Origin of the sequence: Sphingobacterium sp. InxBP1, from assembly GCF_026191775.1 — a bacterium.
GTDB classification, from domain to species: domain Bacteria; phylum Bacteroidota; class Bacteroidia; order Sphingobacteriales; family Sphingobacteriaceae; genus Sphingobacterium; species Sphingobacterium thalpophilum.
Genome location: NZ_JAINDX010000042.1, coordinates 203,065 through 218,588, shown reverse-complemented (window position 1 = coordinate 218,588; position 15,524 = coordinate 203,065). Strand labels below are relative to the sequence as shown.

The window sequence follows — 15,524 nt, the reverse complement described above, 5'->3', positions numbered from 1 at the left end:
TTGGCGGGATCAGACGAATAATGAACGAACAATTATATACCAATGAAAATTAATTTTAAACTACTTGTCATTTTGTTGCTGCTTGTCTTTCCGGTAATATTATTTGCCCAGACGGACACCGTAGTGAACGTTGAAGGTCTAGAATTTACTGATGGCGCAATCAATGCCGATTCCCTTGCTTTTGAAGAGTCCCCGGATACAGCGGCGGCCGCTATTGATTCCGGTAAAACGGCCGTGGCAGCCTATCTGCCTGCTTCTGCAGAGACAAAAGCAGGCACGAAGTCCCTTTGGAATATTTTTATTGCTGGCTTGGTGGGGGGCTTTGCAGCTCTGTTGATGCCTTGTATATTTCCCATGTTACCTTTGACGGTCAGTTACTTTACCAAGCAGTCAGGTAGCCGTGCGAGTGGTATCAGTAAGGCCCTGCTCTATGGGCTCTTCATTATTGTGATCTATGTTGCTCTCGGCATGATCATTACCATCGCATTCGGTTCGGATGCACTCAACGCACTTTCGACCAATGGAATATTCAATTTTATATTCTTTTTGTTGCTGATTGGTTTTGCGGCATCTTTCTTCGGCGCATTTGAAATTACATTACCAAGTTCTTTTGTCAATAAAATGGACGCCAAATCGGATAAAGGAGGACTGGTAGGACTGTTTTTTATGGCTTTCAGCCTGTCGTTGGTTTCTTTCTCCTGTACAGGACCTATTATCGGTACCTTGCTGGTGGAAGCTGCTTCAAAAGGCGAGCGTCTGGGGCCGGCTGTCGGTATGTTGGGGTTCTCCATCGCTTTAGCAATTCCCTTTGGTCTATTTGCGATGTTTCCGTCTATGTTGAAATCACTGCCAAAATCCGGTGGCTGGCTCAATAGTGTAAAGGTGGTATTGGGCTTTTTGGAACTAGCCTTGGCCCTCAAGTTTCTTTCAAATGTAGATCTCGCCTACCACTGGAACTGGCTGGACAGAGAGGTATTTCTATCGCTGTGGATCGCTATTTTTGGCTTAATGGGGCTATATCTTATCGGAAAAATCAAATTCTCCCACGACAGTGATCTGAAGTTTCTATCTGTGCCGCGGACGATATTAGCGATCGTCGTATTCTCTTTTGTTATCTACATGATACCGGGGTTATGGGGAGCACCATTAAAATCTATTTCCGCTTTCTTACCTCCTTCTGCAACGCAGGACTTTGATTTATCTTCGGGCATTGCCGGCAGCAGTACTACTCATACGGATGGAAAAATCAAAAAATACGCGGAGATTTTCCATGGACGCGGTACGCCAAAAGGCTTTGATCCCTATTATGATTATGATCAGGCATTACAGACAGCCAAAGAACTCCATAAGCCTGTCCTCATTGACTTTACCGGCTGGAATTGTGTGAACTGTCGTAAAATGGAGGCAAATGTCTGGACCGACCCAGCCGTAGCTAAATTGCTGAAAGAAGAGTTTGTGATGGCTGAATTATTTGTTGATGATAAGACCGAACTGCCTGCGGATGAGCAATTTGTTTCCACCTACAGTAAGAAGAAAATAAAAACGATAGGTAACAAGAACAGCGACTTTCAGGCGTCCGTATTTAATAGCAACTCGCAGCCCCTTTATGTGATTGTGGATCCCAATGGCGAGGTGCTCGTTCCACAGAGCGGAGCCAACTATGATGTGGAACAATACAAAGCCTTTCTGCAGAGCGGACTAGACGCCTTTAAAAAGAGAAACTAACCATCGTCATATTCTAATTTTGTCCTCCTTGCGTCTGCTAGGAGGACTTTTGCTATTTATGGTCCAATAGCTGCTTCGGCGATTCTTCGAGGGTTATTCGGGAACCCTTCGAGATTGCTTCGAGATTGCGTCGGGGCAGCTTCGCCCCATGCTCGGTTGTTGTTTGACTGCTATTCGGGTGGTCGACGGAGGGGAGTCGGAGCCCGGCAGAATTAGAGCCGAAGCTATTCCGAGGTTGGAGCGAGGCGTACACGAATAAAACCCGAACCGTTCTCGGACCGTTCCCGCATCGCTCTCGAATCACGTAGGGAGTTGAACGGACTTGAAGGCACTTGTGGGGACTTGAAGGGACTTTCTGGCCGGTTTTCACGAGACGCTGTATAGCTGTATGCGTATAGAAAAAGGCCGTGTCAATATATTCATGACACGGCCTCGATAATTATAATATAAATAGTGGAAACTACTAGAAGTCAAACCTCACGCGTGCACGGATCCCCCAAGCTGGAGCATCTACATGGTTAAGGTAATTAAGCCGTTTTACATAATCTACGCGTAGGATTTTAAAGATGTTGGCTAAACCTACACTGGCTTCCATGTAAGGCTCGGAACCGAAAGTATACGAACTTTGAACGCCTTCGGCATTACGCTGCCAAGTAAATACTTTAGAGCCGTAGTTAGGATCATCCGGATCATTTTCTCTACGCAGGCCACCGTAAACGCCCTTGAAACTAAATACCTCACGTAATTTGAGTTTTTTGATCAACGGGATTTTGTTTAGCAAAAAGCCATTCATATAGTACTGCACATTCAATGAGGCATTGTGGTCGCTCACAAACTCAAGGAAGTTCATCAAGTTATACGAGTTTAACTGGTAAGCGTAAGTCTGGTTGGCGCGGTGTATCGTCAAGAAAGGAAATGGAATTTCTTTCCCCGCTATGTAATTACCCTCTGCTGTCACATCGGCGAACCCAAATTGACTTAGATAAAAGCGCTTGAATGCACCGACGTTAAAACTGTGGTAGTTATATTCACCGTTTGCCAGACCTTTTATTCCAGCGGTATAATTAAACGTAAATATCGGATATTGGTTGAAGATCGGTGTGCGGTAGATTTTGCCCTGATAGAATTCTTCATGTGGCGCATATCTAAAGTTTACCGATAATTCAGTGGTGTTTAATTCGTTGAATATTTTATTCTGACCATTTTCATCAAGCATCTGATATGTTAGGCTTCCGGCCGGCGTCTGTTTATTGATATTAAAGCCTGCACCGATAGTCAGGTGATTCAAAAATTCCTTTTTATACTCCAGACCGTAATTCGTCTCGTAAATGTAGCGGTCATTATCGCCGCGTTTGAATGATAAAAGAAAGTTGTCTTCCTGAATAAATTCAAGCTTTTGTCCGGGGATCTTGGTATCCTTTTTATAAGATGCGCGGATATAGTGCATAGGGAAGGAGTACACAGATTTGTTGTTGAATGCATAGGTACCGCTGAAGAAATACTTCCATTTTTGGTCTTTGAAACCGTAAGCTGCATAGGTTTCGGCATAAAAGCGTTTACTTAAAGATTCTGTCGAGCGGCCACCAAAACGTAGTCGGAAGCCTTCGACTGGATTAAAGCTATAGAAGGTGTTTACGGGCCCGATTTCCACTGGTCCGGCTTGTTTGTACCCCGAAAGAACCAGGGCTGCTATATCCATAAAAGTCCGGAAGGAAGGTATTTTTTGGAGTGTATCGATATTGTGGTAAATATTCAGTTCGTTTTGTGCCAGAGCCAATGGACGCTGTGTTTCGAATAAAGATTTAGTCGCTTTCTTATTTTCTACATTATAAGCAATTACAGTGGAAGGTCCATCATAAATGCTATCGGGACGTTGGACTCCGACCTTATAATTATTATAATCTACTGTTCGGCTCCCCCTGATACCCATTCCTTTTTCAGTCAGAGAGAAGTCTATACCCAAGGTACTCGTTTTTAGATAAAATCTGCTCTTGCTGTCTTTTTCGAATTTGAGCTGTACCTGAAGGTCGCGTACAAAGTTCAGATTGATGTCATCGGCAACGGTCATGTTGGCACCCTGCACGGCGTAATTTCCGTCCAGCGTGATATAAAGTTGGCCCTTAAATAGCATATCCGCTTTGTTGCGGGGCACAAAACTCAGCTCGACAAGCCAGGGCTGCGAGGTTTTGATGGTATCTGTAATGAAAAACTTATAGAACGTGGGCGACGAATTGGCAATCGGACTCAAAAACTGGTTGGTAACCAAGGAAATGTTGTTGTCGTAGATATCCACTTGCTCATAGAGCTTGTTGAAATAAGCGGATAGTCCGTCGTTATCAATAAACTTGGGATCAAACTGTGCACGCTGACTGCCCAATATATATTGCTTGGTTTTGCTCGGGTCTTTACGGTAATAGACTTTGGATAATTTCTCCTCAATAAAAGCTGGCAATACATATTTGTTCGCCGTTTTGGCTGAATCATCCGTTTCAAACAGAAACTGGTAGTTTTTAAAGATCTTTTTGTTGACAAATTTTTCGGACAGATTGCTCAATCCCAGAGACATTTTTTCGTACTGGTCAAATTCGGCATATTCTTGTCCCGAAAGTCGGTTTTTGTCTTTATGTTCGATGACCTTGCGGATCAGAGCCACTGCAGGATTGTCCTTGTTGCTGTATTTTTTCTTTTTGGCCTTGACGACGACCTCTTCCAGCATGTTGTCCTGCGCGTCCATTAAGATATCTTTCGTCTGTACAGCATCATTCGTGACAAATGCGTCTTTATTATCGTAACCAACGTAACTTGCTCGAATTTTGACATAGGAGGTCGGAAATACCAATTTAAACTCTCCATTGGCATTGGTCGATGTCGATGTTCCTGCGGCAGCTGGTGCACCGACCACGGCGACAGTCGCATAGGCGATAGGTGCTTTCGTCTTTGCGTCCCGTACAGTACCTGTGACCGTCTTTGTCTGTGCAAAGGCTATTGTTACGGACAGCAGGAATGTGATCGAAAGAAAGAGTTTAGTGATAAAGGTATTTGCTTTTATTGTAGCTTCCATTATATTGCTATAATCTTGAATATTCAAAATTGTTTTGCTGCTTGACTTTATTTCTGACTTTTAAAGTCTTAAAATCAAAAAATCAGTGAACAAAGGAAATAAAAAATTAAGAATATTTAAAATTTTATTGTAATGTAATAAGCGGAGTAAAATGCTGAATATTACGTATAAACTGTTGCAATGCAGTCTGTTGGAGAGAAATGTTGATTTAGGTCAATAATTTCAGAAGCAGATTTTGACTTGGCGATGATTTTCCTTTCCCTGATTTGCTGACTTTTGTAACGTTATGGTCAATAGGCTTAAAAATCCGGCGGGATTTCAAAGGTCATTTTCTGTTTGGAACGGGGGTGCACGAAGGTAATGACAGCCGCATGAAGATGTAATCTATTGGCTTTTGTTCCATACAGATCGTCACCTACAATAGGCGTGTTGAGTCCTTTTGGATGTGCCGCATGCATGCGGAGCTGGTGGGTCCTGCCGGTCAAGGGATAAAAGCGGACCCGTGTTTTGTTGCCTTCAACAGCGATTTTTTGCCATTTGGTCTGCGCCGGCTTGCCATAGGAATAACAAACCATCTGCCTTGGCCTGTCGTCAAGATCTACCCGTAATGGCAGGTCTATCCATCCAGACTCTTGTGTCACGATACCATCCAACAAAGCAATATATTCTTTGCGGATCGCGTGTTGTATAAATTGCTCCTGAATAAATTGGTGAGCATCCTTGTTTTTGGCAACAACCAGCAGTCCTGAAGTCGCCATGTCGAGACGGTGGATGATGACCGGTCCGGCATCCGGAAAGCGTTTAAGAACACGGCTATACACCGAGTCCTTGATATGGATACCGGGTACTGAAAGGAATTCCGCAGGTTTATTAAATACGATGATGTCTTCGTCCTCATAGATTTGCGGTAATTGTACCTGCAGCGTATTTTCCTGTAACATGGGGTTTTCGTCCACTTTTAGGCCCTGAAGCATAAAACCTAAAATAGGTTCACACTTTTTGCGGCAGGCTGGATAAAAGTTCTTGTGCCGCCTTATTTCGGAAGATGGCGAACAACCCCACCAGAACTCAGCCATTGCAATAGGAGTAAGGCGATGACTATAGGCATATTGGAGTAATTTAGGAGCAGCGCATTCCCCTGATCCTGCAGGCGGTGTACTCTGATCAAAGTCTTGGAATATGGTCACGACATTCTGTTGCTCTCCCTTTGCATTGAGGAAATTGTATTGCTCAAAAAGCCGTTTCTGCAGATTTCCGGATCTGGTTCTGCGTTGTTCTTTAAGGTCTGAAATTGTAGTGAGCAACTGCTCGAGTTTTACGGATTCGGGCGCTAAGGCCTGATGCATATCATACTGGAAGCGTTGTAATGCTTGCTTGTCAGCAAGACTCTGGCTCCGCATATCTTCCATTAGTAGTTCATATGCTTCATCGGTCATCTGAGGGCGGAGTGCCGTCCGCTTTTCCTTACGTGCTTTTTTCTGGCTTCTTAATTTACTTTTTAGAATTTCAAGCTCCTGATTCCACTGTGCGCTTAACTTTTCTAGATTTTTTTTGGTGAGCTCCAGTTCTTCGCTGCCTTCGAGCGACTCTATTGTTCTGTTGAGTGCGTTGAGATGTACCTCTTCATTCAAAAAGAAGCTATCCTTCTCGAGCATGTCGAATATTGGCGGTACAAAATAGCTGTGTTTATTCGTTCCCGCTAGTTTTCCTGAGACTGCTGCCAGAAAACCAAGCTGTTGCTGTTCATTTTGGACGACCAGTACACCAAACATCTTTCCGATGCCACCACCTTGACTATTTTTGTCTAAGCCAAAGTTGTGCGACCATTCCTTTTGTGTGGCGAGATAATGCTGCAGCTCGACTGCTGCAGCTGCAGCGATGGGATGGGCTTCATAGCAGAATGGGAAGGTAAAGCGGTCAGGAAGACTGATTTCTGAAATGTCTGTCCTGAACTGATGAAAATAGCTGTTGTGTGAAGTTTCCAATGATGTCCGTTGCTGTTGCAGCGCAAAAATACGTTTATTATGCCATTGAAATGATATATTGGGTGGCCTTTTTTTTGATTTTACTGTTTTTTTTGATAAATTTAATTAAGCAATTAATACATACAGTTAACAAATCAAACACATATGAAAACTTCAATCGGAATTAAAGATGCAGACTTAAAAAAAGTTGCGAAATTGCTCAATGTGCTATTGGCAGACGAACATATTCTTTATATGAAAACACGTAATGCACATTGGAATGTTGAAGGCGCTGATTTTCATGCCGCTCATTTATTTTTGGAATCGCAGTACGATGAGCTTGCTGAAGTGATTGATGAAATTGCAGAGCGTGTGCGCACGCTGGGTCATTACGCAGTAGGTACGTTTGATAAATATTTGAAGCTAACCCGTCTGACAGAATCCACTTCAGAAAAAACAGACAGCCAGTCTTATTATAAGGAGCTGCTGGCCGATCATGAAGCTATCGCCATGGCTCTGCGCGCCGATATTTCGGTAGTGGAAGAAACCGCAGATAACGGCACAGAGGACTTTTTGGTAGGTTTGCTGGAAAAGCACGAAAAGATGGCTTGGATGCTCCGCGCGCATTTTATTAAATAGACGCGCCAATTCCCACAAATGATATCAATCCCACTGCGAAGAGCAGGTGGGATTTTTTTTTGCTTTTGTTGCTGGCGCAGGATAATTTTTATATCTTAAAGAGGAATTAAGCCTTCAGAAACTTTAACACTATTACTATGCTTGAAGACGACAACCTAAATCAGACCACACTAAACGAGGGAGCCAGTGATGATACCCTGGAAAGTATGCATCACGTTAATAATCCAGTTTTGGATCTGCCCAAAATCGAGAAAAAGTATCTCGAGACCGTTATTTCCCATAGCCAGAGCGACAAGTCATATTACTTTTCGGACGGTAAAGCCAAAGTCGAAATTAAAGTTGTCACAGACGAAATCGTCCGTGTCCGACTGGCTCCTCAGGGCACATTTCTGGAAGATTTTTCTTATGCACTGGCAAAAAAAGATCACCGCGTGAGCATTCACCAATGTAAGGAAGAATTGGATCATTATGCGGTCCATACCAATACCATCAGCTGCCGCATCAACAAGAACGATTTTTTAGTTTCGTTTTCTGACCGATCTGGAAATCTATTTAATGCTGATCTTGCCCCGATGCACTGGGAAGAAAATCCGGATTTTGGCGGCTATTACGTGTATTGTACAAAAGTGGCTTTTGAAAACGAAGTTTTCTATGGGCTTGGCGATAAAGCGACGAAGCTAAACTTGAGAGGTAAAAGGTTAAAAAATTGGAATTCTGATACTTATGCGTATGCGTACGATCAGGATCCATTATACAAAACAATACCGTTTTATATTGGGCTGAAAGATGGCCAGGCCTACGGTATTTTCTTTGATAATACTTTTAAAACATATTTTGATTTCGCAGCTGAGGATTCCGGAAAGACCAGTTTCTGGTCGGAAGGGGGCGAACTGCAGTATTACTATATCCATGGCCCGCATATCATTGATGTTGTACGTCGTTATCACACACTAACAGGAACGCATTATCTACCGCCTTTATGGGCAATAGGTTATCATCAATGTCGCTGGAGCTATTATCCTGAAGCAAATGTACGGAAGGTGGCAGAAGAATTCAGAAAGCGCCAGATTCCCTGTGACGCCATTTATCTGGATATCGATTACATGGATGGATATCGTTGTTTTACCTGGAATAAACAGTATTTCCCAAATCCTAAAAATATGATCGCAGACCTGGCAAATGACGGTTTTAAAACCGTAGTAATGATTGATCCGGGGATTAAGGTTGACGAAAATTACTGGGTTTTTAGGGAAGGAAAGGAAAACCGGTATTTTTGCCGCCGGGGCGACGATTACTTTATGGAAGGATACGTTTGGCCCGGACGCTGTCAGTTTCCGGATTTTACAAATCCTGAGGTCCGACAATGGTGGGGTACCCTTTATCAAGGGCTGGTGGAAGACGGTGTAGCCGGTTTCTGGAACGACATGAACGAACCGGCAGTGTTCGGACGGGGTACATTTCCGGACGATGTGCGGCATCAATATGACGGACATCGTGGTTCGCATCGCAAGGCCCATAACATCTATGGAATGCAGATGGTTCGGGCGACCTATGACGGGTTAAAGAAATTGTATAAAAACAAACGTCCATTTACCATTACCAGAGCGGCTTATGCGGGTACGCAACGCTATTCGTCGGTCTGGACCGGAGATAATCTGGCCAGCTGGGAACACCTTAAATTAGGCACGCTTCAACTGCAGCGTCTATCAACGTCGGGTCTATCCTTTTGTGGTACGGATATCGGCGGTTTTACGGGTGAGCCTGATGGGGAGCTGTTTACCCGCTGGATGCAATTTGGTGTTTTTTCCCCATTTATGCGCGTGCATTCAGCCGGTGACACCCGTGATCGTGAACCTTGGAGTTTTGGAGAAGATTGGGAAAAAATAAATAAAAAATTCATCGAACTGCGTTACAAGCTTTTGCCTTATATCTATACTTGTTTTTGGGAACAGACCCGGTATGGATACCCGATTTTACGGCCAGTTTCAATGGTAGAGCAGCATATTCCTACCAATTGGCAACGTGAAGAGGAGTTTTGTTTCGGGGACAAAATACTGGTTTCACCTGTTTTGCAGCCAGGGCAGAAAAGCAAAATAGTATACTTACCTGGTGGCGACTGGTATTATTATTTCAATAATCAACGCTATAGCGGTGGAAAAGAGCATTCTGTGCCCACTCCGCTGGATGAAATGCCTGTTTTTGTCCGGGCAGGATCGGTAATTCCGGAATATCCAGTGATGCAATATACAGGCGAAAAGAAGGTTGAAGAACTACAGCTGAATGTTTATTTTTCTGAAGCTGTACAGCGTTCGTATCTGTATTCGGATCATGGGGATACGTTCGCTTATGAACAGGATATTTACCTGGAGAAATGTTTTACCGTATCCGGTACCCAGAATTCTCTCTCGATCAAACAGACGACAGACGGACTGTATACAGAGCGCTATGAAGAATATAAAATACAGTTAATTGGCCTTCCTTTTGCTATCCAGAAAGTCAAAACAGACGGTATGGATACAAAGATACAACAGGACGAACAGGGGCGATATTGGATTAATGTCGCACGGGAATTTGATAACATATTGATTGAGGGCTGATTATGGCGAGACAAGTAATACCGCATAGTCTTTTTTCTGAATTTGATGTCGCGCTATTTCAGGCGGGCAAGCATTTCAGATTGTATGAGAAATTTGGTTCGCATGAACTGGTAGTTGACGGCGAAACAGGTGTATATTTTGCGGTTTGGGCGCCAAATGCAAAATCCGTATCGGTAACGGGAAATTTTAATTTTTGGGATAAGGAAAGTCACGCGCTCTACGTCCGCTGGGATACCAGCGGTATCTGGGAAGGATTTATTCCCGGTTTAGCCAACGGCGAAACGTATAAATATTGTATTCAGGCCAGTTCTGGAGAGCTACTGGAGAAGGGAGATCCTTTTGGGTTTCGATGGGAGGTAGCACCGCGTACAGCATCGATTGTTCATTCAACCTGGTATGAGTGGACGGACCATCAATGGATGAAAGAGCGAGGGAACCGAAACAGGCTGGACCAACCTTGGTCGGTATATGAGATTCATCTAGGGTCCTGGGCCCGGGACCCGGAGCGGCCTGAGGCATTGCTTGGATATCGCGATATTGCAGAACGGCTTGTACGGTACGTTAAGGAGATGAACTTTACCCATGTCGAATTCATGCCTTTGATGGAGCATCCTTACTATCCATCTTGGGGTTATCAAATAACAGGTTATTTCGCGGCAAGTTCGCGTTATGGATCAGCGCAGGATTTGATGTATCTTATTGAGGAACTCCATGCGGCGGGGATAGGGGTTTTACTGGACTGGGTGCCTTCCCATTTTCCGGGCGATGCCCATGGACTTCACCGTTTTGACGGTACGAGCTTATATGAGCACGAAGACCCGCGGAAGGGCTTTCATCCGGATTGGCAATCGTATATTTTTAATTATGGGCGTAATGAAGTGCGCTCCTTTTTGATCAGCAACGCCTTTTATTGGCTGGATCGCTTTCATATCGATGGAATAAGAGTCGATGCTGTAGCGTCGATGCTATACCTAGATTATAGCCGGAACGCAGGCGAGTGGATTCCCAATGCACTCGGCGGAAATGAAAACCTGGAGGCGGTACACTTTCTAAAAGAACTGAACGAGGCGGTATACGGTTATTTTCCGGATGTGCAGACAATAGCCGAAGAGTCTACCTCATGGCCCGGTGTAAGCCGGCCGACTTATGCCGGTGGGCTTGGGTTCGGGATGAAATGGATGATGGGCTGGATGCATGACACGCTGAATTATTTCAAAGAAGATCCGATTAACAGGAAGTACCACCATGACCGCATTACGTTCGCTACGGTATATGCTTTCCATGAAAACTTCATGCTGCCATTATCACACGATGAAGTCGTTTACGGAAAACAGTCGCTGCTCTATAAAATGCCGGGAGACGAGTGGCAAAAGTTTGCCAATCTGCGGGCGCTGTATTTGTTTATGTATACGTTTTCTGGAGCGAAACTGCTGTTTATGGGCGGAGAATTTGGGCAGACGTCCGAATGGAATGTTAACCAATCGCTCGATTGGCACCTATTGGAATATTTGCCACACCGTGGTATGAAGCGGTTTATTGCAGACTTAAATAAAACGTATCAACAGCAGCCCAGTCTATACCAGCGCGCCTTTAATGCTTCGGGCTTTGAGTGGATTGATTCCGGTGACCGGGACAATTCGGTGCTCGTGTACTGGCGCAAGGGCTACGAGGCATGGGATGATACGGTAGTGGTGATCAATCTGACACCGGTGCTGCGGGAGAATTTTCGTATCGGACTGCCCTATGGCGGCGACTGGGAGGTCGTACTAAGTTCGGACGATCTACAATACTATGGCTCGGGTGTAATCGGTCAGCATTTGCAAAGCGAGCATCTGTACTGGATGAATCAGGCACAGTCGGTTCAATTGGTGCTTCCCCCACTAGGCGGGTATATTCTCGGGCGCAAAAAAGAAAAACAGGAGACCACTGTTGTCAAAGCTGTAGGCCGTATGCCGGTGTAGGAAACCGCACGTATCTAAAATAGCTAATGAATATTGTATAAAAATCTGATCGCATGAACGTATTTCATTTAAGTGTTGAATGTTATCCTGTAGCTAAGGTTGGGGGGCTTGCTGATGTGGTGGGCGCGTTGCCTAAATATCAATGTAAACTGGGGGTGCAGGCAGCTGTCGTTATGCCCTGGTATGATCGATCATTTGTCAGGGACCATACTTTTGTCATTGTGCACGAGGGATCCTTTTATCAAGGCTCTGAATGTTTGTTCTATACCGTGTATAAGGAGGAGAGCTCTATACTGGGCTTTGACCTGTATTTGATCAAAATTCCGGGCAAACTGGATCGATCCGAGGTATATTGTTATCCGGACGAGGGTGAACAGTTTATTGCATTTCAGCACGCCGTATTACAGTGGTTTAAAGAGAAAAACATCATACCGGATATTGTGCATTGTCACGATCACCATGTGGGGCTGATTCCGTTTTTGATGAAGTACAGCAACGATTATAGTTTTCTGGGAAGTGTACAGACCGTCGCTACCGTGCATAACGGTCAGTATCAGGGCTGGACGCATTGGAGCAAGGCGATTTTATTGCCCACATTTGATAGCTGGAAATGGGGCCTGCTTGACTGGGACGGAGTAATCAATCCGCTAGCGGCATTGATCAAGTGCTGTGATGCCTACACGACGGTGTCAGAAGGCTATCTTCAAGAACTGTATGTTGAAGCCAATGGCCTACAACAACTGTTTTATGACGAACGTCAGAAATCTGTGGGTATTGTCAACGGGATTGACTGGGAGATCTGGGATCCAGCTAAAGACTATACGCTGTTGGAAAACTATGAGGCAAAACGGGCGTTTGATGGCAAATTACGGAATAAAGAGGCTCTGGCGAAGCACTATAAAATTGATCCGGCACTACCGCTGCTGGTTTTTATCGGCCGTTTTGCAACGGAAAAAGGGGCTGATTTATTACCAGAAATAATTTTCGACCTGACTAAAAAATATTGCGGCAAATTAAGTATATTTATATTGGGAGCCGGAGATCCTGCGATTCAATCAAGGGTGAAAGCGCTCATCGAGGAAAAACGGGAAAATGTCGATGTGTTTTTCGGTTATGATGAAAATCTTGCCCATTGGCTTTATGCCAGCGCGGATTTTCTTTTGATGCCGTCGCGGGTGGAGCCCTGCGGGCTCAATCAGCTATACGCGATGAAGTATGGTACTTTGCCGATTGTCCACCGTGTTGGAGGGCTCAAAGATACAGTCATTGATTTGGAAAATGGGGGCTATGGAGTCGGCTTTGAAACGTTGGACATCGATGAAATCACCGGCGCTATCTCCAGGGGTATTAAATTTTACGAAAATAGAGATGAATTTAAGCGTAACCAGCAACGTATGATGAGCTTGGATTTTTCTTGGGATAAATCCGCAGCGAAGTATATAGAGCTATATAACCGATTAATTTAATTTGATATGTCACATCACAATGTAGTAGCTATCGTCCTGGGGGGCGGGAGGGGTTCGCGTCTGTACCCTTTGACGGACCAGCGGTCCAAACCCGCAGTTCCTATTGCAGGAAAATATCGTTTGGTCGATATTCCGATTTCGAATTGTCTCAACTCAGGTTTCAATAAGATCTTTGTGTTGACACAGTTCAATTCTTCGTCTCTGAATTCCCATATTAAGAATACTTACAACTTCAGTATTTTTAGCAAAGGGTTTGTGGATATTCTTGCAGCAGAACAGACGAATGATGGTGACAAATGGTTTGAGGGAACCGCGGATGCTGTCCGTCGGTCGTTTCGCAAACTCGCGAGCATAGACTATGATTATGTGCTGATTCTGTCTGGGGATCAGTTATATCAGATGGATTTCGATGCACTGGTGGATTTTCATGTGGAAAATAAGGGCGATCTCACAATAGCCACAATCCCCGTAAACGGCCGGGATGCAACAGGGTTCGGGATTTTGAAGTCCGATGAGCGTAATCATATTACCTCGTTTATCGAAAAACCCAATACCGAGCAGCTCGTCGACTGGAATTCGGAAGTGAGTGAGCATCTGAAGAGTCAGGGACGGGAATATCTAGCGTCCATGGGGATTTATGTTTTTAGCAAAGGTGTACTGAAGCGGCTGCTTGAGGAAAACAGCGGGATGGATTTCGGGAAGGAGATTATCCCGGATGCCATCGAGCAGGTCAAGGTGCTCAGCTATCAATACGAAGGTTATTGGACAGATATCGGAACTATAGGTTCATTCTACGAAGCAAATATTGGACTGACGGACAATATTCCCGCTTTTAACCTGTTTGACAAGAACACGATTTTTACACGCCCGCGTATGCTGCCCCCCTCCAAAATTTCGGGGACAACGCTGATCAATTCTGTTATTTCGGATGGTTGTATTATACAGGCGGACAAAGTCGACCGTTCGGTCATCGGCGTACGCTCGCGGATCGGGGTTGGATCAGTAGTACGGGGCACTTACATGATGGGATCTGATTATTATGAAGACCTGTCGGATATGGAAGAAGCGAAAAAGAAAAATATTCCGGTCGTCGGTGTCGGTGAACGTTGTTACATCGAAAATGCAATCCTGGACAAGAATTGCCGTATTGGGAACGATGTACGTATTAATGGCGGTCCACATCTGATGAATGCCAACCATCAGACCTATACGATTTACGACGGCATCGTGGTTATTAAGAAAAATGCGGTGATTCCGAATGGAACGACAATCGGGCTGCCTACGATATAATTTTATTAAACAAGGGAGATAATATATTGTTAAAATAGCATGTTATTATAATAAAAAATGCAGTTGAGACAGATTATCTCCCTTTTTGTTGTCCTTATTTTCTGTGCGGCCTGTGATACCTCGTTAATGGTACAGAGCACTGGGGTGCTCCGGGACGCCTCGCGAAAGTTTGAACTTCGTAATGGAAACCGTAGCGTGATCTATATTCCCATGCGACATTTAGGTACGCGCGTTTATTACGACCAGATACAGCGGGCAGTAGATTCACTTCAGAAATCTGGATATGTTGTTTTTTACGAAAGTATAGCCTATCAAGTGGATAGTGCTGTGCAGCGCGATGTGTATGATCGTAAATTCCGCAAGCTGACAGGAAACCGCCTGGGCCTGCAGCAGTGTATCGAAACGCCAGGAGACACCGTACGTGTGCTACGTGCGCCCCTTTACCGAAAATTGGGCCAGCGTATTATCAGCCAGCCCGATTACTCGTTTTTTCTTGTGGACTATGAGACCGCTGTCAATGCAGATATTCCTAAAAACAAACTGCTGGACGATTTTGAATACATCTATGGCACGATTAAGCTGGAACCGTGTGATTATGAAACCCCATTGGATGCGCCTTACGGGTGCAAACCCATAAAAGCAGCCCTGAAAAATAAGTTCGACAAAGAGTTTATTATGCAGAAAAGAGAAGAAAATTTAGCTTCCCTTGTTGCTGATGCACCTCAGCAGAAGATTTTAATCTTATTTGGTACTGCTCATTTTAAAGGCTTTTTGCGTAATTTGCAGGCCAGAGACCCACGTTGGGTGAAGATCAAATAAGT

Annotated in this window: 9 protein-coding genes; 7 read left to right on the top strand and 2 right to left on the bottom strand. The window is 44.4% G+C overall.

Annotated features, from left to right (window positions below; all coding sequences use genetic code 11):
• Positions 1-42: 42 nt before the first annotated feature.
• Complete coding sequence (locus K7A41_RS08625) at positions 43-1,725, top strand: protein-disulfide reductase DsbD family protein (protein ID WP_265713402.1); 1,683 nt, start codon at positions 43-45, stop codon at positions 1,723-1,725.
• Positions 1,726-2,188: 463 nt separating this feature from the next.
• Here the strand turns inward: K7A41_RS08625 and K7A41_RS08620 are convergent, their stop codons facing one another.
• Together K7A41_RS08620 and K7A41_RS08615 are read right to left on the bottom strand one after the other, a co-directional pair.
• Complete coding sequence (locus tag K7A41_RS08620) at positions 2,189-4,786, bottom strand: DUF5686 family protein (RefSeq protein ID WP_265713401.1); 2,598 nt, start codon at positions 4,784-4,786, stop codon at positions 2,189-2,191.
• A 299-nt stretch (positions 4,787-5,085) separates the two neighbouring features.
• Complete coding sequence (locus tag K7A41_RS08615) at positions 5,086-6,771, bottom strand: RluA family pseudouridine synthase (RefSeq protein WP_265713399.1); 1,686 nt, start codon at positions 6,769-6,771, stop codon at positions 5,086-5,088.
• Between the two features lie 144 nt (positions 6,772-6,915).
• Here K7A41_RS08615 and K7A41_RS08610 point away from each other — a divergent pair, with 144 nt between their 5' ends.
• The 6 genes from K7A41_RS08610 (at position 6,916) to K7A41_RS08585 (ending at position 15,522) form a co-directional block, all read left to right on the top strand.
• Positions 6,916-7,389, top strand: a complete 474-nt coding sequence (locus tag K7A41_RS08610; RefSeq protein ID WP_028068871.1) for a Dps family protein — start codon at positions 6,916-6,918, stop codon at positions 7,387-7,389.
• Between the two features lie 137 nt (positions 7,390-7,526).
• Entirely contained in the window at positions 7,527-9,986 is a 2,460-nt protein-coding gene (locus K7A41_RS08605; protein WP_398452630.1) for a glycoside hydrolase family 31 protein, read from the top strand.
• Positions 9,987-9,988: 2 nt separating this feature from the next.
• Positions 9,989-11,947: a 1,4-alpha-glucan branching protein GlgB gene (gene glgB, locus K7A41_RS08600; RefSeq protein ID WP_265713398.1), complete on the top strand. Its 1,959-nt coding sequence runs from the start codon at positions 9,989-9,991 to the stop codon at positions 11,945-11,947.
• 53 nt (positions 11,948-12,000) lie between these two features.
• Positions 12,001-13,413: a glycogen synthase gene (locus K7A41_RS08595; RefSeq protein WP_265713397.1), complete on the top strand. Its 1,413-nt coding sequence runs from the start codon at positions 12,001-12,003 to the stop codon at positions 13,411-13,413.
• Positions 13,414-13,419: 6 nt separating this feature from the next.
• Positions 13,420-14,703 (top strand): glucose-1-phosphate adenylyltransferase, encoded by a 1,284-nt coding sequence (locus K7A41_RS08590; RefSeq protein ID WP_028068868.1) that lies wholly within the window; start codon positions 13,420-13,422, stop codon positions 14,701-14,703.
• A gap of 57 nt (positions 14,704-14,760) precedes the next feature.
• Complete coding sequence (locus K7A41_RS08585; RefSeq protein ID WP_028068867.1) at positions 14,761-15,522, top strand: hypothetical protein; 762 nt, start codon at positions 14,761-14,763, stop codon at positions 15,520-15,522.
• Positions 15,523-15,524: the final 2 nt, after the last annotated feature.